The sequence below is a fragment of the Streptococcus pyogenes genome (genome assembly GCF_002055535.1).
Taxonomy (GTDB): Bacteria; Bacillota; Bacilli; order Lactobacillales; family Streptococcaceae; genus Streptococcus; species Streptococcus pyogenes.
Genome location: NZ_LN831034.1, coordinates 1,272,701 through 1,296,939, shown reverse-complemented (window position 1 = coordinate 1,296,939; position 24,239 = coordinate 1,272,701). Strand labels below are relative to the sequence as shown.

At 38.4% G+C, this 24,239-nt stretch carries 23 protein-coding genes; 19 read left to right on the top strand and 4 right to left on the bottom strand.

Going from position 1 to position 24,239, the window contains the following annotated elements; all coding sequences use genetic code 11:
- Window positions 1-233 precede the first annotated feature (233 nt).
- Entirely contained in the window at window positions 234-854 is a 621-nt protein-coding gene (locus tag B6D67_RS06940) for a YutD family protein (protein WP_011285637.1), read from the top strand.
- 3 nt (window positions 855-857) lie between these two features.
- Entirely contained in the window at window positions 858-1,937 is a 1,080-nt protein-coding gene (rlmN, locus tag B6D67_RS06935) for a dual-specificity RNA methyltransferase RlmN (RefSeq protein ID WP_002992788.1), read from the top strand.
- A gap of 81 nt (window positions 1,938-2,018) precedes the next feature.
- Here the strand turns inward: rlmN and B6D67_RS06930 are convergent, their stop codons facing one another.
- A complete protein-coding gene (locus tag B6D67_RS06930; RefSeq protein WP_010922497.1) occupies window positions 2,019-2,645 on the bottom strand; it encodes an A24 family peptidase in 627 nt (208 codons plus the stop codon).
- Window positions 2,646-2,872: 227 nt separating this feature from the next.
- Here B6D67_RS06930 and B6D67_RS06925 point away from each other — a divergent pair, with 227 nt between their 5' ends.
- From B6D67_RS06925 to ileS, 17 genes are all read left to right on the top strand, one after another.
- Window positions 2,873-3,400, top strand: a complete 528-nt coding sequence (locus B6D67_RS06925; RefSeq protein WP_002983837.1) for a Dps family protein — start codon at window positions 2,873-2,875, stop codon at window positions 3,398-3,400.
- A 141-nt stretch (window positions 3,401-3,541) separates the two neighbouring features.
- Window positions 3,542-3,745, top strand: coding sequence for a YqgQ family protein (locus B6D67_RS06920; protein ID WP_002983840.1), 204 nt, complete (start codon window positions 3,542-3,544; stop codon window positions 3,743-3,745).
- Between the two features lie 4 nt (window positions 3,746-3,749).
- Window positions 3,750-4,721, top strand: a complete 972-nt coding sequence (locus B6D67_RS06915) for an ROK family glucokinase (RefSeq protein ID WP_009880399.1) — start codon at window positions 3,750-3,752, stop codon at window positions 4,719-4,721.
- 9 nt (window positions 4,722-4,730) lie between these two features.
- Window positions 4,731-5,120 (top strand): rhodanese-like domain-containing protein, encoded by a 390-nt coding sequence (locus B6D67_RS06910; protein ID WP_002995894.1) that lies wholly within the window; start codon window positions 4,731-4,733, stop codon window positions 5,118-5,120.
- A gap of 182 nt (window positions 5,121-5,302) precedes the next feature.
- A complete protein-coding gene (gene typA / locus B6D67_RS06905; protein WP_002983847.1) occupies window positions 5,303-7,144 on the top strand; it encodes a translational GTPase TypA in 1,842 nt (613 codons plus the stop codon).
- 121 nt (window positions 7,145-7,265) lie between these two features.
- Window positions 7,266-7,517 carry a DUF3165 family protein gene (locus tag B6D67_RS06900; protein WP_002995892.1) on the top strand — a complete coding sequence of 84 codons (252 nt, stop codon included), beginning with the start codon at window positions 7,266-7,268 and terminating at the stop codon, window positions 7,515-7,517.
- Window positions 7,518-7,886: 369 nt separating this feature from the next.
- Window positions 7,887-9,245, top strand: coding sequence for a UDP-N-acetylmuramoyl-L-alanine--D-glutamate ligase (gene murD, locus B6D67_RS06895; RefSeq protein WP_010922496.1), 1,359 nt, complete (start codon window positions 7,887-7,889; stop codon window positions 9,243-9,245).
- On the top strand, window positions 9,245-10,327 hold the full coding sequence (locus B6D67_RS06890) for a UDP-N-acetylglucosamine--N-acetylmuramyl-(pentapeptide) pyrophosphoryl-undecaprenol N-acetylglucosamine transferase (protein ID WP_014407695.1): 1,083 nt from the start codon (window positions 9,245-9,247) through the stop codon (window positions 10,325-10,327). Before murD ends, B6D67_RS06890 begins: the two co-directional genes overlap by 1 nt.
- Window positions 10,328-11,476, top strand: coding sequence for a cell division protein FtsQ/DivIB (locus B6D67_RS06885; RefSeq protein ID WP_010922494.1), 1,149 nt, complete (start codon window positions 10,328-10,330; stop codon window positions 11,474-11,476). It abuts the gene before it with no gap.
- Between the two features lie 211 nt (window positions 11,477-11,687).
- Window positions 11,688-13,052, top strand: coding sequence for a cell division protein FtsA (gene ftsA / locus B6D67_RS06880; protein ID WP_002983860.1), 1,365 nt, complete (start codon window positions 11,688-11,690; stop codon window positions 13,050-13,052).
- 23 nt (window positions 13,053-13,075) lie between these two features.
- Window positions 13,076-14,395 carry a cell division protein FtsZ gene (ftsZ, locus tag B6D67_RS06875; protein WP_002983862.1) on the top strand — a complete coding sequence of 440 codons (1,320 nt, stop codon included), beginning with the start codon at window positions 13,076-13,078 and terminating at the stop codon, window positions 14,393-14,395.
- 2 nt (window positions 14,396-14,397) lie between these two features.
- Entirely contained in the window at window positions 14,398-15,069 is a 672-nt protein-coding gene (locus tag B6D67_RS06870; RefSeq protein WP_010922493.1) for a YggS family pyridoxal phosphate-dependent enzyme, read from the top strand.
- An 11-nt stretch (window positions 15,070-15,080) separates the two neighbouring features.
- Window positions 15,081-15,737, top strand: a complete 657-nt coding sequence (locus B6D67_RS06865) for a cell division protein SepF (protein ID WP_002995878.1) — start codon at window positions 15,081-15,083, stop codon at window positions 15,735-15,737.
- Window positions 15,738-15,741: 4 nt separating this feature from the next.
- Window positions 15,742-15,996 carry a YggT family protein gene (locus tag B6D67_RS06860; protein ID WP_002983869.1) on the top strand — a complete coding sequence of 85 codons (255 nt, stop codon included), beginning with the start codon at window positions 15,742-15,744 and terminating at the stop codon, window positions 15,994-15,996.
- The gene (locus B6D67_RS06855; RefSeq protein ID WP_010922492.1) at window positions 15,996-16,787 is read left to right on the top strand and encodes a YlmH family RNA-binding protein; all 792 of its coding nucleotides are present in this window, start codon (window positions 15,996-15,998) and stop codon (window positions 16,785-16,787) included. The genes B6D67_RS06860 and B6D67_RS06855 overlap by 1 nt, the downstream gene beginning before the upstream one ends.
- Before the next feature lie 9 nt (window positions 16,788-16,796).
- Window positions 16,797-17,555: a DivIVA domain-containing protein gene (locus B6D67_RS06850; RefSeq protein WP_002989099.1), complete on the top strand. Its 759-nt coding sequence runs from the start codon at window positions 16,797-16,799 to the stop codon at window positions 17,553-17,555.
- Between the two features lie 272 nt (window positions 17,556-17,827).
- Window positions 17,828-20,629: an isoleucine--tRNA ligase gene (ileS, locus tag B6D67_RS06845; RefSeq protein ID WP_010922491.1), complete on the top strand. Its 2,802-nt coding sequence runs from the start codon at window positions 17,828-17,830 to the stop codon at window positions 20,627-20,629.
- Between the two features lie 264 nt (window positions 20,630-20,893).
- On the opposite strand, the gene B6D67_RS06840 is transcribed toward ileS, so the two are convergent.
- The 3 genes from B6D67_RS06840 to B6D67_RS06830 form a co-directional block, all read right to left on the bottom strand.
- Entirely contained in the window at window positions 20,894-21,196 is a 303-nt protein-coding gene (locus tag B6D67_RS06840; RefSeq protein WP_010922490.1) for a DUF1827 family protein, read from the bottom strand.
- Between the two features lie 50 nt (window positions 21,197-21,246).
- Window positions 21,247-21,702 (bottom strand): NUDIX hydrolase, encoded by a 456-nt coding sequence (locus tag B6D67_RS06835; protein ID WP_002989103.1) that lies wholly within the window; start codon window positions 21,700-21,702, stop codon window positions 21,247-21,249.
- A gap of 127 nt (window positions 21,703-21,829) precedes the next feature.
- Window positions 21,830-24,112: an ATP-dependent Clp protease ATP-binding subunit gene (locus B6D67_RS06830; protein WP_010922489.1), complete on the bottom strand. Its 2,283-nt coding sequence runs from the start codon at window positions 24,110-24,112 to the stop codon at window positions 21,830-21,832.
- Window positions 24,113-24,239: the final 127 nt, after the last annotated feature.

The window sequence follows — 24,239 nt, the reverse complement described above, 5'->3', positions numbered from 1 at the left end:
ATTTTATAGCTAGTGAGTAATGAGATAGCAAGTCTCTCATTTACTTACAAAAGTCAAAAAATAGTGTATAATGGTTGAGTTACAGATAACACTGCAAAAAAGATAACAAGTGTCCATAATTATCTAAGACTATAAAGGCGATATAGACAGATATAAAAAAGATGACGAATCAGTTATCACTGGACAATTAACCGATTTAGTTACAACTAATGGATTTTTCAGAAAGGTGTCAAATGAAAAAAGAAATTTCGCCAGAAATGTACAACTATAATAAATTTCCAGGTCCCAAATTTATTCATTTTGAAGAGCAAGTTAAGGCTGAAGGCATTGATTTGTTACTCTTAGAAGATGTTAAGAACGCTTTTGATACGACTAGCTTTGGTCAACGTTATACAGAAGTTCTCCTAAAGTATGACTATATTGTTGGCGATTGGGGAAATGAACAGCTTCGTCTTAAAGGGTTTTATAAGGATAGTGACGATATCAAGAAAACGAATCGCATCTCACGTTTAGAAGATTATATTAAAGAATTTTGCAATTTTGGTTGTGCTTATTTTGTTTTAGAAAATCTTCATCCACAAGATATTAAATTTGAAGAGGAGCGCCAACCAAGACGAAAGAAATCACCTAAATCAAAATCAAATCGTCGCAAGCCAAACTATTCAAATCAGCAGCCCGCAACACCTAAGAGCAAATCGAAGCGGGCATCAAAAGAAAAGCAACCTGAAAACCAAGCGTTTACCAGTCAAAAACGTCGAAGTAATACTAAGCATAAAGAAAAGTCAAAACGTAATCAGACTAGTCAACTTAATACCAAAATTAGTCATTTTATCATCAGAAAGAAAGATAAATAATCCATGAAACCATCGATTTATAGCTTAACACGCGATGAACTGATCGCGTGGGCAGTTGAACGCGGCCAAAAACAGTTTAGAGCTACTCAAATTTGGGATTGGCTCTATAAAAAAAGAGTTCAATCTTTTGAGGAGATGACGAATATTTCTAAAGATTTTGTTTCTATTTTAAATGATAGTTTCTGTGTCAATCCTTTAAAACAGCGAGTTGTACAAGAGTCAGCTGATGGTACAGTAAAATATTTATTTGAACTGCCCGATGGTATGTTAATTGAAACAGTTTTAATGCGTCAACATTATGGTCATTCTGTTTGTGTGACGACTCAAGTTGGCTGTAACATTGGCTGTACTTTTTGTGCTAGTGGATTGATCAAAAAGCAACGTGATCTAAACAGTGGGGAAATTACAGCTCAAATCATGTTAGTCCAAAAATATTTTGACGATAGAAAGCAAGGTGAGCGGGTTAGCCATGTTGTCGTAATGGGCATTGGTGAACCTTTTGATAATTACAAAAATGTCATGTGCTTTCTTCGCGTCATCAACGATGATAATGGCTTAGCAATTGGTGCCCGTCATATTACAGTCTCTACCTCAGGGTTAGCTCACAAGATTCGGGATTTTGCAAACGAGGGAGTACAGGTTAACTTAGCAGTCTCGTTGCATGCACCAAATAATGATTTACGTTCAAGTATTATGCGAGTAAATCGCTCTTTTCCGCTTGAAAAGCTCTTTTCAGCTATAGAATACTATATTGAAAAAACGAATCGTCGTGTCACTTTTGAATACATTATGCTAAATGAAGTTAACGATAGCATTAAGCAAGCTCAAGAATTAGCAGACTTAACTAAAACTATTCGTAAGTTATCTTATGTTAACTTGATTCCGTATAATCCTGTTTCAGAACATGATCAGTATAGTAGAAGTCCTAAAGAGCGAGTTCTAGCGTTTTATGATGTGCTAAAGAAAAATGGAGTTAACTGTGTGGTGCGTCAAGAGCACGGAACAGATATTGATGCAGCCTGTGGCCAGTTACGTTCTAAAACGATGAAAAAAGATCGCGAAAAGGTTACAGCGACAAAATAAAGCCCAAAAAATATCTTTGATTGACAATGCTTGATGACAAAATATTCCTAGTCACTAAAATGACTAGGTTTTTTATCTGGCCTAAAAATGCTCTAGAAGCACAATCCAAAATAATCCAAAACTAAGATAAGGAATAAAAGGTATGCGCTTGATGCCTAATAGTAAGCAAGCAGTAATACCTGCTAAACTAGCAAGTTGAATTAGCCAAATCAACGACGTTAGATCCAATACTAAAGCTAAGCTAGCAAGGTAGAAAAAATCGCCTGCTCCAATTGAAAAAGGTCTTAAATGAGCTAATAAACCTAGTAGCAGTAATATCAATGATAAATAATTGATCGAATAAAACAGGAGTAGACTTACAAAGCTAAAAAGCCACAAGATAAAAGGGTATTCTTGAGAACGCCAATCAAATAAACTAAATAATAAAGAAAAGAGTAACAAGTAACAGTAACTAGCACTAACCCAATGTACCATACTAGCCCATAAGATAATTATTAGACCTATCTCTAAGCTAAAGAAGATTTTTTGGCTAGTTATAAAATGGTTTTGGAACTGCCGAAAAACGCGTTTGGCAAAAGTTAGTTGGTCACAAACAATGACAGTCTGTTTACTTAGCTGCTCTTGACCATTATCAGGAAAATAAAGTAGTAAACAGTAAAAAAGATGGGTCAATAAGATGCCCGAACATATACTAAAAAAAGCTATCATACTTATTTATTCGAAAAGAAATCAAATACTTGCAATCTTTCCTTAATCATTGTAGAATATAGATATAAAACGATAATGATTCTAATTAAGTGTCTAATCATCCAATTAGGATTATTCCGTTATTGTCGAATAGGATTAGGTCCTTAACCCTTTCTTATGTTTATCACGTTAGGGTTAGTTCCCTCTCCATTCTTGCCCTTTAAGCTGAAAAGTAAGGAGATGTTATTATGACAAACACACTCGTTGAAAATATTTATGCTTCAGTAACTCACAATATTTCTAAAAAAGAAGCATCAAAAAATGAAAAAACTAAAGCTGTTTTAAACCAAGCTGTCGCTGACTTATCTGTGGCTGCATCTATTGTGCACCAAGTACACTGGTATATGCGTGGTCCAGGTTTCTTGTACCTTCACCCCAAAATGGATGAATTACTTGATAGCTTGAATGCTAATTTAGATGAAATGAGCGAGCGTTTGATCACTATTGGCGGAGCGCCTTATTCTACCCTAGCTGAGTTTTCTAAACACTCTAAATTGGACGAAGCAAAAGGTACTTACGATAAAACCGTTGCTCAGCATTTAGCAAGATTGGTCGAAGTTTACCTTTACCTCAGCAGCCTTTACCAAGTTGGTTTGGATATTACCGATGAAGAAGGCGATGCTGGAACAAACGATTTGTTTACAGCAGCTAAGACAGAGGCTGAAAAAACCATTTGGATGCTCCAAGCAGAGCGTGGACAAGGCCCAGCACTCTAATTGATTATGCCTTAGGATAAAAGAAGTCAATGATAAAATTGGCTTCTTTTTTATGGAATCATCGATTCATTTTCAGAAACATAGAAAGCGATTCCATACTTGTCTTGAAATCTGCCGTAGAATTTGCTAAAATCTACTTATATGAAAACACTATATGATGTGCAACAATTGCTAAAAAACTTTGGCATTTTTGTTTACCTTGGCAAACGTCTTTATGATATTGAAATGATGAAGATTGAACTTCAGCGTCTCTATGATAGCGGCTTATTGGATAAGAGGGATTACTTAAATGCGGAGTTAATTTTGCGACGTGAGCATAGATTAGAATTGGAAAAAGAAGGATAGACAAATGAGTCAAAAATTACTGGGGATTGATTTAGGTGGTACCACCATTAAATTTGGAATTTTAACAGCAGCAGGAGAAGTCCAAGAAAAATGGGCAATTGAGACTAATATTTTAGAAGGAGGCAAACATATTGTCCCTGATATCATCGCTTCCATCAAACATCGCTTAGACTTGTATGGTCTAAGCAGTGCTGACTTTGTGGGAATTGGTATGGGATCACCAGGAGCGGTTGACCGTGATACTAATACAGTTACTGGGGCATTCAACCTTAATTGGAAAGAAACCCAAGAAGTCGGTTCCGTTGTTGAAAAAGAATTGGGCATTCCTTTTGCCATTGACAATGATGCCAATGTGGCTGCCCTTGGTGAACGTTGGGTAGGTGCTGGTGAAAATAACCCAGATGTCGTCTTCATGACACTTGGAACAGGTGTCGGTGGAGGCATTATTGCTGATGGTAACTTGATTCATGGTGTTGCAGGAGCAGGTGGTGAAATCGGCCACATGATTGTTGAGCCAGAAAATGGCTTTGCTTGTACTTGTGGCTCACACGGCTGTTTGGAAACAGTAGCTTCAGCAACAGGAGTTGTCAAAGTGGCACGTTTACTGGCAGAAGCCTACGAAGGGGATTCAGCCATCAAAGCAGCTATTGACAATGGTGAAGGTGTTACCAGTAAAGACATTTTCATGGCGGCTGAAGCAGGGGATTCCTTTGCTGATTCTGTTGTGGAAAAGGTTGGTTACTACCTTGGCCTTGCTTCAGCAAATATTTCCAATATCTTGAATCCAGACTCAGTGGTTATCGGTGGGGGTGTGTCAGCAGCAGGAGAATTTCTACGCTCACGTATTGAAAAATACTTTGTGACCTTCACTTTCCCACAAGTGAGGTATTCAACTAAAATTAAGATTGCAGAACTTGGCAATGATGCTGGAATTATCGGTGCAGCTAGCCTTGCTCGACAATTTATCACAAAATAGGAGGGGGATATGTCTCCAATCACACTTATCTTATGGTTACTTCTTGTCGGCATTGTTGGTTATTATACATGGAACTATTTCTCTTTTCGAAAAATGGCAAAGCAGGTTGATAACGAGACTTTTAAAGACGTGATGCGTCAAGGTCAATTGATTGATTTACGAGAGCCAGCGGCTTTTAGAACTAAGCATATTTTAGGAGCTCGAAATTTTCCAGCGCAACAATTTGATGCTGCTATTAAGGGACTACGCAAGGACAAACCTGTTCTTATTTACGAAAATATGCGTCCCCAGTACCGTGTGCCTGCGGTCAAAAAACTTAAAAAAGCTGGCTTTGAAGACGTTTATGTCTTAAAAGACGGTATTGATTATTGGGATGGCAAAGTTAAACAAACAACCTAGTTAAGAGTAACGTGGAGTTAAGGGGAATAAAGGCAGTCACTGTCTCAAAAACCTTAATTCCTTTTTTTGCTGTATCCAGACTTGCTGAAAGTCTGAAAACATTTACAATTGATTAAAACCAGTTTTTTAAAACATTTTGTGTTATACTTATCTAGTTAAAATATATTTACTTAGAGGAACAAATGACTAACTTAAGAAACGATATCCGTAACGTAGCGATTATTGCCCACGTTGACCACGGAAAAACAACACTTGTAGATGAATTATTAAAACAATCCCATACTCTTGATGAGCGTAAAGAGCTTCAAGAGCGTGCCATGGATTCCAATGACCTTGAAAAAGAACGTGGGATTACAATCCTTGCGAAAAATACGGCAGTAGCCTATAACGATGTTCGTATTAACATCATGGATACCCCAGGACACGCGGACTTCGGTGGTGAAGTTGAACGTATCATGAAAATGGTTGACGGGGTTGTTCTTGTTGTGGATGCCTACGAAGGAACAATGCCCCAGACGCGTTTCGTATTGAAAAAAGCACTTGAGCAAAACCTTATCCCGATCGTTGTGGTGAACAAGATTGACAAACCTTCAGCTCGTCCAGCAGAAGTTGTAGATGAAGTGCTTGAATTATTCATCGAACTTGGTGCCGATGATGAGCAATTGGAATTCCCAGTTGTTTACGCATCAGCTATTAATGGAACATCATCATTATCAGATGACCCTGCTGACCAAGAGCATACTATGGCACCGATCTTTGATACGATTATTGATCATATTCCAGCGCCAGTTGATAATTCAGATGAGCCTTTGCAATTCCAAGTGTCACTTTTGGACTACAACGATTTCGTAGGTCGTATCGGTATCGGTCGTGTTTTCCGTGGTACTGTTAAAGTGGGTGACCAAGTAACTCTTTCAAAACTTGATGGTACCACTAAAAACTTCCGTGTTACAAAACTGTTTGGTTTCTTCGGTTTGGAACGTCGTGAAATTCAAGAAGCTAAAGCAGGTGACTTGATTGCTGTTTCAGGTATGGAAGATATCTTTGTTGGAGAAACCATTACACCAACTGACTGTGTGGAAGCTCTGCCAATTCTTCGTATTGATGAGCCAACACTTCAGATGACTTTCTTGGTCAATAACTCTCCTTTTGCAGGTCGTGAAGGTAAATGGATCACGTCACGTAAGGTTGAAGAACGTCTTTTAGCAGAATTGCAAACAGACGTGTCACTTCGTGTTGACCCAACAGATTCGCCAGATAAATGGACGGTTTCAGGGCGTGGAGAATTGCATTTATCTATCCTCATTGAAACCATGCGCCGTGAAGGCTATGAACTTCAAGTATCACGTCCAGAAGTTATCATCAAAGAAATTGATGGTGTCAAATGTGAACCGTTTGAGCGTGTTCAAATTGATACACCAGAAGAATATCAGGGTGCAATCATCCAGTCTCTTTCAGAACGTAAAGGGGATATGCTTGATATGCAGATGGTTGGTAATGGTCAAACGCGTTTGATTTTCTTGATTCCTGCACGTGGTTTGATTGGTTATTCAACAGAGTTTCTTTCAATGACACGTGGATATGGTATCATGAATCATACTTTTGATCAGTATCTACCGGTTGTTCAAGGAGAAATCGGTGGCCGTCATCGTGGTGCCTTGGTTTCTATTGAAAATGGGAAAGCAACGACATATTCAATCATGCGTATTGAAGAACGTGGAACTATCTTTGTCAATCCAGGTACAGAAGTTTACGAAGGGATGATTGTTGGTGAAAACTCACGTGATAACGACCTTGGTGTTAACATTACAACAGCTAAGCAAATGACAAATGTCCGTTCAGCGACTAAAGATCAAACTGCAGTTATCAAGACGCCTCGTATCCTAACGCTTGAAGAATCATTAGAGTTCTTGAATGACGACGAATACATGGAAGTAACGCCAGAATCTATCCGCTTGCGTAAACAAATCTTGAATAAAGCTGCGCGTGATAAAGCTAATAAAAAGAAAAAATCAGCCGAATAGCTTTTGAAGTTAAACTAACTAAATAAAATAGCAAAAAGATATTTAAGAAAAGTCATTTTTTAAAGGTCTTTTTGCGTTTACAAGTTCCTATGGAATATAAACCAAAATAAAGGAGGACGGAATGTTTTACCTTATTATGGCTGTCTCGATTATATCTTATTATCTATACATGGCTCCTAAAAGTGTCCGTAACACCCTTGGGATGATTGGTTTAGTTGGCTTGGTTGCTCTGCTTATTGTTTTAGCGGGCTTGAGTTTTATCAAAATCATGCAAACCCCTCCTGAATTTTTTATTGGGATGGGAATGGTGGCATTGGGCTATTTTGCTTTAAAAGATGTGCGTAAAATGACCAAAAAACCGAGAGTTAAATAAAAATACTTAAATAAAAATACTTAAAGATTGATGATTTTGGTTTTTATACGATAAAAGGACTGATTTGTTTTAGACAATATCAGTCCTTTTTTAATAGTTCATTTTTTCTGAAAGAAAGCTTTTAGCCGATTTTCATTGAGTGTGCAACTAAAAAGAGATGCTTGGTAGTGACAGTTAAGACCTCTGACTAGTATTTTATCTTATTTTACTTAAAAAAACGTATCAATAATCTCACAAATATGGGCATGATGTTTGTATATTGGAAACGGATTCTAATTCTAAACTCAAGAACGGTATTTTTAAAATGTTGAAAAAGCATCTAAATAAAGGTAAAATAGAAATCAAATAGAATGGATAGTGTGAGCTTAGATGAAAGTGATAAGTAATTTTCAAAACAAAAAAATATTAATATTGGGGTTAGCCAAATCGGGCGAAGCAGCAGCAAAATTATTGACCAAACTTGGTGCTTTAGTGACTGTTAATGATAGTAAACCATTTGACCAAAATCCAGCGGCACAAGCCTTGTTGGAAGAGGGGATTAAGGTCATTTGTGGTAGCCACCCAGTAGAATTATTAGATGAGAACTTTGAGTACATGGTTAAAAACCCTGGGATTCCTTATGATAATCCTATGGTTAAACGCGCCCTTGCAAAGGAAATTCCCATCTTGACTGAAGTAGAATTGGCTTATTTCGTATCTGAAGCGCCTATTATCGGGATTACAGGATCAAACGGGAAGACAACCACAACGACAATGATTGCCGATGTTTTGAATGCTGGCGGGCAATCTGCACTCTTATCTGGAAACATTGGTTATCCTGCTTCAAAAGTTGTTCAAAAAGCAATTGCTGGTGATACTTTGGTGATGGAATTGTCCTCTTTTCAATTAGTGGGAGTGAATGCTTTTCGCCCTCATATTGCTGTCATCACTAATTTAATGCCGACTCACCTGGACTATCATGGCAGTTTTGAGGATTATGTTGCTGCTAAATGGATGATTCAAGCTCAGATGACAGAATCAGACTACCTTATTTTAAATGCTAATCAAGAGATTTCAGCAACTCTAGCTAAGACCACCAAAGCAACAGTGATTCCTTTTTCAACTCAAAAAGTGGTTGATGGAGCTTATCTGAAGGATGGAATACTCTATTTTAAAGAACAGGCGATTATAGCTGCAACTGACTTAGGTGTCCCAGGTAGCCACAACATTGAAAATGCCCTAGCAACTATTGCAGTTGCCAAGTTATCTGGTATTGCTGATGATATTATTGCCCAGTGCCTTTCACATTTTGGAGGCGTTAAACATCGTTTGCAACGGGTTGGTCAAATCAAAGATATTACCTTCTACAATGACAGTAAGTCAACCAATATTTTAGCCACTCAAAAAGCTTTATCAGGTTTTGATAACAGTCGCTTGATTTTGATTGCTGGCGGTCTAGATCGTGGCAATGAATTTGACGATTTGGTGCCAGACCTTTTAGGACTTAAGCAGATGATTATTTTGGGAGAATCCGCAGAGCGTATGAAGCGAGCTGCTAACAAAGCAGAGGTCTCTTATCTTGAAGCTAGAAATGTGGCAGAAGCAACAGAGCTTGCTTTTAAGCTGGCCCAAACAGGCGATACTATCTTGCTTAGCCCAGCCAATGCTAGCTGGGATATGTATCCTAATTTTGAGGTTCGTGGGGATGAATTTTTGGCAACCTTTGATTGTTTAAGAGGAGATGCCTAATGCCTAAGAAGATTTTATTTACAGGTGGTGGAACTGTAGGTCATGTCACCTTGAACCTCATTCTCATACCAAAATTTATCAAGGACGGTTGGGAAGTACATTATATTGGTGATAAAAATGGCATTGAACATACAGAAATTGAAAAGTCAGGCCTTGACGTGACCTTTCATGCTATCGCGACAGGCAAGCTTAGACGCTATTTTTCATGGCAAAATCTAGCTGATGTTTTTAAGGTTGCACTTGGCCTCCTACAGTCTCTCTTTATTGTTGCCAAGCTTCGCCCTCAAGCCCTTTTTTCCAAAGGTGGTTTTGTCTCAGTACCGCCAGTTGTGGCTGCTAAATTGCTTGGTAAACCAGTCTTTATTCATGAATCAGATCGGTCAATGGGACTAGCAAACAAGATTGCCTACAAATTTGCAACTACCATGTATACCACTTTTGAGCAGGAAGACCAGTTGTCTAAAGTTAAACACCTTGGAGCGGTGACAAAGGTTTTCAAAGATGCCAACCAAATGCCTGAATCAACTCAGTTAGAGGCGGTGAAAGAGTATTTTAGTAGAGACCTAAAAACCCTCTTGTTTATTGGTGGTTCGGCAGGGGCGCATGTGTTTAATCAGTTTATTAGTGATCATCCAGAATTGAAGCAACGTTATAATATCATCAATATTACAGGAGACCCTCACCTTAATGAATTGAGTTCTCATCTGTATCGAGTAGATTATGTTACCGATCTCTACCAACCTTTGATGGCGATGGCTGACCTTGTAGTGACAAGAGGGGGCTCTAATACACTTTTTGAGCTACTGGCAATGGCTAAGCTACACCTCATCGTTCCTCTTGGTAAAGAAGCTAGCCGTGGCGATCAGTTAGAAAATGCCACTTATTTTGAGAAGAGGGGCTACGCTAAACAATTACAGGAACCTGATTTAACTTTGCATAATTTTGATCAGGCAATGGCTGATTTGTTTGAACATCAGGCTGATTATGAGGCTACTATGTTGGCAACTAAGGAGATTCAGTCACCGGACTTCTTTTATGACCTTTTGAGAGCTGATATTAGCTCCGCGATTAAGGAGAAGTAAATGGCAAAAGATAAAGAGAAACAAAGTGATGACAAGCTCGTTTTGACAGAGTGGCAAAAGCGTAACATTGAATTTTTAAAGAAAAAGAAGCAGCAAGCTGAGGAAGAAAAAAAACTCAAAGAGAAATTATTGAGTGATAAAAAAGCGCAGCAGCAAGCTCAAAATGCTTCTGAAGCGGTTGAGCTTAAAACTGATGAGAAAACTGATAGTCAGGAAATTGAGTCAGAAACGACGTCAAAACCTAAAAAAACCAAAAAAGTTAGACAACCCAAGGAAAAAAGCGCGACACAAATCGCTTTTCAAAAATCCTTGCCTGTTCTTTTGGGGGCGCTCTTACTCATGGCGGTGTCTATTTTTATGATCACTCCTTATAGCAAAAAGAAAGAGTTTTCTGTAAGAGGAAACCATCAAACGAACCTTGACGAATTAATCAAAGCTAGCAAAGTCAAAGCATCTGACTATTGGTTAACGCTGTTAACTTCGCCTGGTCAGTATGAACGACCGATTCTTCGTACTATTCCATGGGTGAAATCTGTACATCTCTCTTACCAATTTCCTAATCACTTTCTATTTAACGTTATTGAATTTGAAATCATCGCTTATGCACAAGTTGAAAACGGTTTTCAGCCTATTTTGGAGAATGGAAAACGTGTGGACAAGGTCAGGGCATCAGAACTACCGAAATCTTTCTTGATTCTTAATTTAAAAGATGAGAAAGCGATCCAACAGTTAGTTAAGCAATTAACGACATTACCTAAAAAATTAGTCAAGAATATCAAGTCAGTGTCTCTTGCAAATTCCAAAACGACAGCGGATTTACTACTTATTGAAATGCATGACGGTAATGTAGTTAGAGTACCGCAGTCACAACTCACATTGAAACTTCCCTATTATCAAAAATTGAAAAAAAACCTTGAAAATGATAGTATAGTGGATATGGAAGTGGGAATTTATACTACAACACAGGAGATTGAAAATCAACCTGAAGTTCCTCTTACGCCTGAACAAAACGCAGCTGATAAAGAAGGAGATAAGCCTGGTGAACATCAGGAACAGACAGACAATGATTCAGAAACGCCAGCAAATCAGAGTAGTCCTCAGCAAACACCACCATCCCCAGAAACGGTCCTCGAACAGGCCCATGGCTAGCTAATATCTAAGTTGAAAAAGCAATGAAAACGTTAGAAATTCAACGATTCTAACCCATAATGAATTGCCTAAAAAAAATTAAGTTTATATAACAAAAAACGTAAAATGATAACATTTTACGTTTTTTTATGGTATAATATTTTCTGAATGATTCTGTTTTTTAGCAGTTTTTAGAATAGCAAAAGTTTGGAAAGTAAGTGAGGTCAAGTGAATGGCTAGAAATGGCTTTTTTACTGGTTTGGACATTGGAACAAGCTCGATAAAAGTTTTAGTAGCAGAATTTATTTCTGGTGAGATGAACGTCATTGGTGTTAGTAATGTTCCAAGTACCGGCGTAAAAGATGGCATAATAATCGATATAGAGGCAGCTGCGACTGCCATCAAAACTGCGGTAGAACAAGCAGAAGAAAAAGCAGGGATGACAATTGAAAAGGTTAATGTTGGGCTACCGGCAAACCTTCTTCAAATTGAACCAACACAAGGAATGATTCCTGTCCCAAGTGAGTCTAAAGAGATAAAAGATGAGGATGTTGATAGCGTTGTTAAATCGGCTTTAACAAAAAGTATCACACCAGAACGAGAGGTTATCTCTTTAGTTCCAGAAGAGTTCATTGTGGATGGCTTTCAGGGCATTCGAGATCCACGTGGTATGATGGGGATTAGATTAGAGATGCGCGGGCTTATTTATACTGGACCAAGCACCATTTTACATAATCTGCGTAAAACGGTAGAAAGAGCAGGCATTAAAGTTGAAAACATCATTATTTCTCCGTTAGCTATGGCTAAAACCATTTTAAACGAAGGTGAGCGCGAGTTTGGAGCTACTGTAATTGATATGGGAGGTGGACAGACAACTGTCGCTTCTATGCGAGCACAAGAATTGCAGTATACCAATATATATGCCGAAGGCGGCGAATACATTACTAAAGATATATCAAAAGTATTAAAAACGTCTTTGGCTATTGCAGAAGCACTTAAGTTTAATTTTGGTCAAGCGGAGATATCAGAAGCTAGTATAACTGAAACAGTAAAAGTTGATGTGGTAGGTAGTGAAGAGCCTGTTGAGGTAACTGAACGTTATTTATCTGAAATTATTTCAGCGCGTATTCGTCATATTTTAGATCGTGTGAAGCAAGATTTGGAAAGAGGTCGTTTACTAGACTTACCAGGAGGCATTGTTTTGATTGGTGGCGGTGCAATCATGCCTGGAGTGGTAGAAATTGCACAAGAAATCTTTGGAGTAACTGTAAAGCTCCATGTTCCAAACCAAGTCGGTATTAGAAATCCAATGTTTTCAAACGTTATCAGTTTGGTAGAATATGTTGGTATGATGTCTGAAGTAGACGTTTTAGCACAAACTGCAGTTTCAGGAGAAGAACTTTTGCGACGCAAGCCTATCGATTTCAGTGGCCAAGAATCTTATTTACCAGATTATGATGATTCAAGAAGACCAGAATCGACCATTGGCTATGAACAACAAGCGTCACAAACAGCATATGATTCACAAGTTCCGAGTGATCCTAAACAAAAAATTTCAGAACGTGTTCGTGGCATATTTGGGAGTATGTTTGATTAAAAGTAATAAAGTGAGGAAATAAAATGGCATTTTCATTTGATACTGCATCAATTCAAGGTGCAATTATAAAAGTAATTGGAGTCGGCGGAGGTGGCGGAAATGCCATTAATCGTATGATTGATGAAGGTGTTGCTGGTGTCGAGTTCATCGCAGCAAACACAGACATTCAGGCATTAAGCTCATCAAAAGCTGAAACGGTTATTCAACTAGGCCCTAAATTAACTCGTGGACTTGGTGCTGGAGGACAACCTGAAGTAGGACGTAAAGCTGCTGAAGAAAGCGAAGAAATTTTAACAGAAGCTCTTACAGGAGCGGACATGGTATTTATTACTGCCGGTATGGGTGGTGGCTCTGGGACAGGGGCTGCACCGGTTATTGCTCGTATCGCTAAAAGTTTGGGAGCCTTGACAGTAGCTGTTGTTACTCGCCCGTTTGGTTTTGAAGGTAACAAACGTGGTAATTTTGCTATTGAAGGTATCGAAGAACTACGTGAACAAGTTGATACTTTGTTAATTATTTCAAATAATAACCTTCTTGAGATTGTTGATAAAAAGACACCTTTATTAGAAGCACTTAGTGAAGCTGATAATGTTTTACGCCAGGGAGTTCAAGGGATAACCGACTTAATTACTAGTCCTGGCCTTATCAATCTCGATTTTGCCGACGTGAAAACAGTTATGGCAAATAAAGGGAATGCCTTGATGGGGATTGGGATTGGCTCTGGAGAAGAGCGCATTGTTGAGGCGGCGCGTAAGGCAATCTATTCACCCCTATTAGAAACGACTATTGATGGTGCACAAGACGTTATTGTGAACGTTACAGGAGGTCTCGACATGACACTTACAGAAGCTGAAGAAGCCTCTGAAATTGTTGGGCAAGCTGCTGGTCAAGGCGTTAACATTTGGTTAGGAACATCTATTGATGATACTATGAAAGATGACATCCGTGTGACTGTTGTAGCAACTGGAGTGCGCCAAGAAAAAGCCGAACAAGTTTCAGGTTTTCGTCAGCCTAGGACTTTTACCCAAACCAACGCGCAGCAAGTAGCGGGTGCACAATATGCATCAGATCAAGCAAAACAGTCGGTTCAACCAGGGTTTGATCGTCGCTCAAATTTTGATTTTGACATGGGGGAGTCTCGCGAGATACCAAGTGCACAAAAGGTAATTTCTAATCATAATCAAAATCAAGGTTCTGCTTTTGGAAATTGGGATTTGAGACGTGATAATATTTCTCGTCCAACAGAAGGTGAATTGGATAACCATCTTAATATGTCAACGTTCTCAGCTAACGATGACAGTGATGATGAATTAGAAACGCCTCCATTCTTTAAAAACCGTTAATAATGGATTTACTGACAAATAAAAAGAAAATTTTTGAGACTATCCGCTTATCTACAGAGGCAGCAAATAGGACTAATGATAGTGTTTCAGTTATTGCTGTAACAAAATATGTGGATAGTACAATTGCAGGTCAGCTTATCGAAGCAGGAATTGAGCACATTGCCGAAAACCGTGTTGATAAATTTCTTGAAAAGTATGATGCGTTAAAGTATATGCCAGTAAAGTGGCATTTAATTGGTACCTTACAACGTCGTAAAGTCAAGGAAGTTATCAATTATGTTGATTATTTTCACGCTCTAGATTCTGTGAGATTAGCTTTGGAAATCAACAAGAGAGCTGACCATCCTGTGAAGTGTTTTCTACAAGTTAATATTTCTAAAGAAGAGAGTAAACATGGTTTTAACATTTCTGAGATTGATGAAGCGATTGGAGAAATAGGTAAGATGGAGAAGATACAGTTAGTTGGTTTAATGACTATGGCACCAGCAAATGCCAGTAAAGAAAGTATTATAACTATTTTTCGACAAGCAAATCAATTAAGAAAAAACTTGCAGTTAAAAAAAAGAAAGAATATGCCTTTTACAGAATTGAGCATGGGCATGAGTAACGATTATCCAATTGCTATTCAAGAAGGCTCAACTTTTATTCGGATTGGTAGAGCTTTCTTTCACTAATGGAGAATAAGATGGCTTTTAAAGATACATTTAACAAGATGATTTCTTATTTTGACACGGATGAGGTTAACGAAGTTGAAGAAGATGTTGCAGCATCAACTGATAACGTTATTCCAAGATCACAACAATCAGTCAGAGCAAGTAGTCATCCAAAACAAGAACCTAGAAACAATCACGTACAACAAGATCATCAAGCGAGATCCCAAGAACAGACAAGGTCACAAATGCATCCAAAACATGGCACTTCTGAACGCTATTATCAGCAGTCTCAGCCAAAAGAAGGCCATGAAATGGTTGACAGAAGAAAACGGATGAGCACTTCTAGTATTGCAAATCGCCGTGAGCAGTATCAACAATCAACTTGTTCAGATCAAACAACTATTGCCTTAAAGTATCCTCGTAAATATGAGGATGCTCAAGAAATTGTGGATCTTTTAATAGTTAATGAATGCGTTTTGATTGATTTTCAGTTTATGCTAGATGCTCAGGCTAGACGGTGTTTAGATTTTATTGATGGTGCTAGTAAAGTGCTCTATGGTAGCTTACAAAAGGTCGGCTCTTCAATGTACTTACTGGCTCCGTCAAATGTATCCGTCAATATAGAAGAAATGACTATCCCACATACTACACAAGATATTGGCTTTGATTTTGATATGAAAAGGCGGTAAATAAATGATATTAATACTATCTATTCTTCTTCGTCTGATCAAAGTTTACACTTATTTATTGATTGCTTACGCATTAATGTCATGGTTTCCTGGGGCATATGATTCAAAAATTGGGCGTTTGATTAGTGGTATCGTTGAACCAATTTTAAAACCTTTTAGAGCATTTAATTTACAATTTGCCGGTCTTGACTTCACTATTTTTGTCGTCATTATTAGTTTGAATTTTTTAGCTCAAGTTTTGGTCCGTGTGTTTATTTAATGGTTAGTCATAGTAAGATTTATCAGCATTTTCACCAAGAAGAATATCCTTTTATTGATAGAATGTCTGATATGATTAATAGAGTTGAAGATTACTATCTTTTAGAAGTTACTGAGTTTTTAAATCCTAGAGAAGTGATGATTTTAAAAAGTTTGATTGCTTTAACAGATCTAAAAATGTTCGTATCAACAGATTACTACCCAAGCGAATATGGTCGTGTCATTATTGCACCTGGTTACTATGACTTAGAACAAAGTGATTTTCAAATAGCTTTAGTAGAGATAAGTTATCAGGCAAAGTTTAATCAGTTGACACATAGTCAAATTTTAGGAACTTTAATTAATGAATTAGGAGTAAAGCGAAATTTATTTGGAGATGTTTTTGTTGAAATGGGATATGCCCAGCTCATGATTAAGCGGGAGTTATTGGATTATTTTTTAGGAACAATTACTAAAATAGCTAAAACTAGTGTGAAATTAAGAGAAGTTAACTTTGATCAGTTAATTAGGTCTATTGATAACAGCCAGACCCTGGATATTCTAGTTTCTAGTTTTCGATTAGATGGTGTAGTTGCTACTATCTTAAAAAAATCTCGAACGCAAGTTATAGCATTAATTGAAGCAAATAAGATTAAGGTAAACTATCGAGTTGCTAATAAAGCTTCAGATAATCTAGTCATAGGGGATATGGTGAGTATCAGAGGTCACGGGCGTTTTACTCTTTTAGCAGATAATGGAGTGACCAAACATGGCAAACAAAAAATAACACTAAGTAAAATGATACATAAATAAGGAGATACAATGGCACTTACAACGCTAGAAATTAAAGATAAAACTTTTAAGACAAAATTCCGAGGATACTGTGAAGAAGAAGTCAATGAATTCCTTGATATTGTTGTTGATGATTACGAAGCTCTTGTACGTAAAAATCGTGATAACGAAGCAAGAATTAAAGATCTTGAAGAAAAATTATCTTACTTTGATGAAATGAAAGAGTCACTTAGCCAGTCTGTAATCTTAGCTCAAGAAACAGCTGAAAAAGTGAAAGCAACGGCTAATGCGGAAGCAACAAACTTGGTTAGTAAAGCGACTTATGATGCTCAGCATTTATTAGATGAATCTAAAGCTAAAGCCAATCAAATGTTGCGTGATGCAACTGATGAGGCTAAGCGAGTTGCGATTGAAACAGAAGAACTAAAGCGTCAAACACGTGTGTTCCACCAACGTTTAATCTCATCTATTGAGTCACAATTAAGCTTATCAAATTCACCTGAATGGGATGAACTGCTACAACCGACTGCAATCTATCTTCAAAATTCTGACGATGCTTTTAAGGAAGTCGTGAAGACCGTTCTTAATGAAGACATTCCTGAATCTGATGATAGTGCCTCTTTTGATGCAACACGTCAGTTTACTCCAGAAGAGTTAGAAGAATTGCAACGTCGTGTTGATGAAAGCAATAAGGAGTTAGAGGCTTACCAACTTGACTCTCAATCTGATTCTACGACTGAGCCAGAGGTAAATCTCAGTGAAACACAAACGTTTAAATTAAATATCTAAATAAAGAAAAACAAGATGATTTGCTTATAATCACAGCAAGCGGGAGATGATGAGAGTCTCGTATTCCCTAAGTATTATCATTATCATTTTCTAAAATTTTCGCTGAACTACAGTAAGCGAGGAGGTTTGTTCACCTTACGAGCAAAGAGGGAGCGGTAAGTCTTATGATATATTATCGCTCTGAACTAAGGTGGTACCACGAGCTTTCGTCCTTTTTGAGACGAGGCTTTTTTCGTTATAGTCGCAAGTTTGTTTAAAAGGAGTTTGAAATAATGAAATTAAAAGAGACACTTAATCTAGGAAAAACAGCCTTTCCAATGCGCGCAGGTCTTCCTAATAAAGAGCCACAATGGCAAGCAGCTTGGGAACAAGCAGAGCTTTACAAAAAACGTCAAGAATTGAATGCAGGTAAGCCTGCCTTTCATCTTCATGATGGACCTCCATACGCTAACGGCAATATTCACGTTGGGCATGCCCTTAATAAAATTTCAAAAGATATCATTGTGCGTTCTAAGTCCATGTCTGGCTTTCAAGCGCCTTATGTACCTGGTTGGGACACACACGGCCTTCCAATCGAACAAGTCTTGGCTAAGCAAGGAATCAAACGTAAGGAGATGGATTTAGCAGAATACCTTGAGATGTGTCGTCAATACGCTTTAAGTCAGGTTGATAAACAGCGAGATGATTTCAAACGGTTAGGTGTTTCGGCAGACTGGGAAAATCCTTATGTCACTTTGGACCCACAGTTTGAAGCTGATCAAATTCGTGTTTTTGGAGCGATGGCTGAAAAAGGTTACATCTATCGTGGTGCTAAACCTGTTTATTGGTCATGGTCTTCAGAATCGGCCTTGGCAGAGGCTGAAATTGAATACCATGACATCGATTCAACCTCTTTATACTACGCCAATAAAGTTAAAGATGGTAAAGGTATCCTTGATACTAATACGTATATCGTTGTTTGGACCACAACACCATTTACCGTTACAGCATCACGCGGTTTGACTGTTGGTCCTGATATGGATTATCTTGTGGTGAAACCTGCTGGTTCAGACCGTCAATATGTTGTGGCAGAAGGTCTTTTGGATAGCCTTGCTGGAAAATTTGGCTGGGAATCTTTTGAAACTTTAGCTAGCCATAAAGGAGCTGATTTAGAGTACATTGTGACAGAACACCCATGGGATACTGACGTAGAAGAATTGGTTATCCTTGGTGACCATGTTACCCTTGAGTCAGGGACAGGGATTGTCCACACAGCACCAGGTTTTGGTGAGGATGACTACAATGTTGGGACAAAATACAAACTGGAAGTTGCTGTGACTGTTGATGAACGTGGCCTAATGATGGAAAATGCAGGTCCAGATTTCCACGGACAATTTTATAACAAGGTAACGCCGATTGTCATTGATAAACTTGGTGATCTTTTATTGGCACAAGAAGTGATCAATCACTCTTACCCATTTGACTGGCGGACGAAAAAACCAATCATCTGGCGTGCTGTACCGCAATGGTTTGCTTCTGTTTCTGATTTCCGTCAAGATATTTTGGATGAAATTGAAAAAACAACCTTTCATCCATCATGGGGTGAAACACGCCTTTACAATATGATTCGTGATCGTGGCGACTGGGTTATTTCTCGTCAACGTGCTTGGGGAGTTCCGCTTCCTATCTTCTATGCCGAAGATGGCACAGCTATTATGACTAAAGAAGTGACAGATCATGTGGCTGATTTGTTCCAAGAAAATGGATCAATCATTTGGTGGCAAAAAGAAGCTAAAGACCTATTACCAGAGGGCTTCACTCATCCAGGGTCACCAAATGGCGAGTTTACAAAAGAAACTGATATCATGGACGTTTGGTTTGACTCTGGTTCTTCTTGGAATGGAGTCATGAATACTAAAGAAAATCTTTCCTATCCAGCGGATCTATACTTAGAAGGCTCTGACCAGTATCGTGGTTGGTTCAATTCATCCTTAATTACATCTGTGGCTGTTAATGGGCATGCTCCATATAAGGCTATTTTATCGCAAGGCTTTGTTCTTGATGGTAAGGGCGAAAAAATGTCTAAATCAAAAGGCAATATCATTTCTCCTAATGATGTGGCTAAACAATATGGTGCAGATATTCTTCGACTTTGGGTAGCTTCTGTGGATACCGATAATGATGTCCGTGTTTCTATGGAGATCCTTGGTCAAGTCTCTGAAACTTACCGTAAAATCCGTAACACCCTTCGCTTCTTGATTGCTAATACATCTGATTTCAACCCTGCTACGGATACAGTAGCTTATGCAGATTTAGGAACTGTTGATAAGTACATGACAATTGTCTTTAATCAGTTGGTAGCAACGATTACTGACGCTTATGAGCGTTATGACTTTATGGCTATTTACAAAGCAGTGGTGAACTTTGTTACGGTTGATTTATCAGCCTTCTATCTTGATTTTGCTAAAGACGTTGTCTATATTGAAGCTGCCAATAGCTTAGAACGTCGTCGCATGCAGACAGTCTTCTATGATATCTTGGTTAAGATTACCAAGTTATTGACGCCAATCTTGCCTCACACTACTGAAGAAATCTGGTCTTATCTAGAGCATGAGTCAGAAGCATTTGTTCAATTGGCAGAAATGCCTGTGGCAGAAACCTTCTCGGCTCAAGAGGATATTTTAGAAGCTTGGTCAGCTTTCATGACTTTGCGTACTCAAGCTCAAAAAGCTTTGGAAGAAGCGCGAAATGCTAAGATTATCGGTAAATCATTGGAAGCCCATTTGACCATCTACGCTAGTGAAGAAGTGAAAACCTTATTGACTGCTTTAGACAGCGATATTGCTTTGCTTTTGATCGTGTCTCAATTAACCATTGCTGACTTGGCAGATGCGCCTGCGGATGCAGTGGCATTTGAAGGTGTTGCCTTTATAGTAGAACATGCCATAGGTGAAGTTTGTGAGCGTTCACGTCGCATCGACCCAACTACTCGCATGCGTTCTTACAATGCATTTGTCTGTGATCACAGCGCTAAAATCATTGAAGAAAATTTCCCAGAAGCTGTGGCTGAAGGGTTTGAAGAGAGTGGCAAATAAGTCTTATCAAGACTTGAAGTGACACTGAGTAAGAAGACAACCATCGGGTCTTAGGACCTGATGGTTTTTTAGTAGAGCTGATTACGTCCATTAGCCAGCTTTAACGAGAGACAAAGTAGGAGAAATTTAGACTACTTTTTTAATTTCTTTTAAGAAAATTGCTGGCTTCATATAAGGACTATTAAGATAGAGTTCACCTTTCGCTAATAAAAAAACTTAGCTCTTTTAGAAGGGCTAAGTTTTGTCTGAATAGCTGGCTGCTGTTTATACAGAAGTTTGAAATGAAATTTCAATAAGGTTATTCGTGTGAAGTGTTTTTGATTGTCCAGGAATAACAATTTTAGGATCAATTTTACGTTTTAAAAAAAATTCGCGAATGATATCAAGTTCATCCTCCTTGATGGCACGGTATTTATTTGAAATAAGTAGTTCGTAATGTTTTGGTGCTTGGGTAAAAATGACATCTGTATTTCCTGCTGAGTATACTTCGACTAAATAGGCATCGGTGTTTTTTAGCTGATTTTTGATGAGTTCTGGGTGACTGCTAGTGGTATTGATGAGTCTCATAAATGTCCTCCTTAGTATTCCTGTACCTATTATAGCACTAATTTAAAGCCTTAGTTAGTAGAATGATGCTTTTTTTGCCATTCCTTGACTCCCCATTGATGGCTCTCTCGTTTTAATTTAGCAATTGCCTCGATAGGAGAAAACCAACCTAAGTTATTAAAATCTTCTAAGGGCTTAGAAACGGCTTGAAATGCAGTTACTTCATAAAGATAGGCAGGATGGTAGAAGTGGGTATCACGATGGCGAGAGTAGAAATATTCATCTGCCTGACCGTAATATGAACCAATAGTAGCAGAAAAACCAAGTTCTTCAATCAGTTCACGCTCTAGGGCCTGAAGCTGACCTTCACCTGCTTCAATTTCACCACCAGGTAAAAACCAGGAACCATTAGGAGCTTGAACAAGAATAATTTTTGTTTGTTCGTGATTGGGAATGATAGCATAGACACCGTAACGTGTGACATAGTCTTTATGTGCATTTTTATGTCCAAATGTTGGAATCATCATTTTATTTACCTTTCCTTTTTCTTCATTATACTAAATTTTTGCTAATTATTCTTATCAATTTGTTTAGTTTAATAAAAAATTGATAGAAAAAGAGAGAGTCTCCTTATAGAAACTCTCTTAGCTAACGTTAATCGAGAGACTCTTCGTTAAGAAAAGAATCTCCCTCTTTAACAGCTTTAATCGTGATATTTTCACTGTTTGTCATCAGTGCACGTAACTGTTTTTCAGTTGGGTGTTCTAAATAATAGTCTGTAATGGCATCTTCGATATAATCTTGAATAGTACGACGGAGCGGCCGAGCGCCCATTTTAGGATCATAGCCTAAATCTACTAATTTTTCTTTGACCTTTTGTGTCACATCAAGATGAATCCCATTATAGCCTAAGCGCTCATTAACATCTTCCAGCATTAAATCAACGATATGCAGCAAATGCTCTTTAGATAAAGCTTTGAATTCAATAATACCATCGAAACGATTCATAAACTCTGGGCTGAAGAAGTTGCTTAATTCACCAAGGACAGAACTTGTCCGTCCTTCTCTAGCAGCACCAAATCCGACAGAAGCTTCGCTTTTACCTGTTCCGGCATTAGAGGTCATGATAATAATGGTGTCCTTGAAGCTGACTGTTCGTCCTTGACCATCTGTTAAACGGCCATCATCAAGAACTTGTAAGAACATGTGCATGACGTCAGGATGGGCTTTTTCCACCTCATCTAAGAGAATAAGTGAATATGGATTGCGACGAACTTGTTCGGTTAGCTGTCCAGCTTCTTCATAGCCGATATAACCTGGAGGAGCCCCGACTAATTTGGCGACAGCGTGTTTTTCCATGTATTCGGACATGTCAAAGCGAATCATATTGTTTGTCGAACCAAAGAGTTCAATGGCTAGTTGTTTAGACAATTCAGTTTTACCAACCCCAGTCGGTCCAACGAATAAGAAAGAACCAATAGGGCGATTTGGAGTTCCTAATCCCACACGGTTACGACGAATAGCCTTAGCGATTTTATCAACAGCATCGTCTTGCCCGATCACGTGTGCTTTCAGATCATTGGCTAAGTTTACGAGTTGAGACTGTTCCTTTTCTTTTAAGTCCCCAACTGGAATATTAGTTTTTTGCTCTACAATAGCTTCAATGGTTTTTTCAGTAATGATGGGAATATCTTGCTCATCGACTTTTTGAGCCTGCATTTCTTTGTATTTTGTAATTTGATCGCGGAAATAAGCTGCGCGTTCATAGTCTTCGTCTCGAGTAGCTTGCGCCTTGAGATTCTCAGCTTCAATAAGACGTTTGTCAATTTCTTTAGGATCAACAAAGTTGAGGGTTAGATTCATTTTGGAACCAGCTTCGTCCAGAAGGTCAATAGCCTTATCAGGAAGAAAACGGTCTTGAATATAGCGGTTAGATAAATGAGCGGCAGCTTCAATAGCGGCTGGGCTATATTTGACATGATGATAGTCTTCGTATTTCGGTTGGATACCTTTTAAAATCGTGATGGTTTCCTCAACAGAAGGTTCATCAACTTTAACGGGTTGCATACGTCGTTCTAAGGCAGCGTCTTTTTCAATAATACGGTATTCATTTAATGTAGTAGCACCAACGAGTTGCAACTCACCACGGGCCAAGGCTGGTTTTAAAATATTACCAGCATCCATATTGCCGTCTCCTGCAGAACCAGCACCGACAATCTCATGAATTTCATCAATAAAGAGAATCACATCCTTGCGATTGCGAATTTCTTCCATTAATTTTTGCATGCGCTCTTCAAACTGACCACGGATACCTGTTCCCTGAACGAGGCTAACCACATCAAGACGAATCACTTGCTTGCCTTGGAGTTTTTGAGGAACAGTACCATCAATAATTTTTTGAGCCAAACCTTCTACAACAGCAGTTTTACCAACTCCAGGCTCACCAATTAGCACAGGATTATTTTTAGTACGGCGGTTGAGGATCTCGATAACGCGTGTAATCTCTTCGTCACGACCAATAACAGGATCAATATTACCATTTCTTGCAATATCTGTGACATTAATCCCAAACTCTTCTAACAAGCCCTTTGCTTGCTGATTTGGTGTTTGTGGCTGAGCAGGTCGTTGTCCGTTGTAGTTACCACCATAGCGTCCTCCGCCATTTCCATTTTGCCCTGCCTGAGTAGGTGGGGTATTTGGAAGATTACCAAAAGCTCTAAAATTATTCAAATCACCAAAAAAGTCATCAAAGAAAGGACTTGTGGATCTATCTTGTGCTCTATATCCTGGGGTTAGGCCATTTAAAATAGAATTGGCAGGATCGGATTTCATGATTTGATAACAATTTTGACAGAGATCAACCTGTCTTTGTTTTCCATTAACACTTGTATAAAGATGAATAGTAGATTCGTTTAAATTACAATTTTGACACAGCATAATATACCTCCGAGGGTTTATCTAAAAGTCAAAGTCATTTAGTCAAAAATGGTCAAACTTTATATTCATATTATAGCACCACGGCTTGGGAAATCAAGTAAAAAGTTTATCGCTTTAGCGTTAGCTT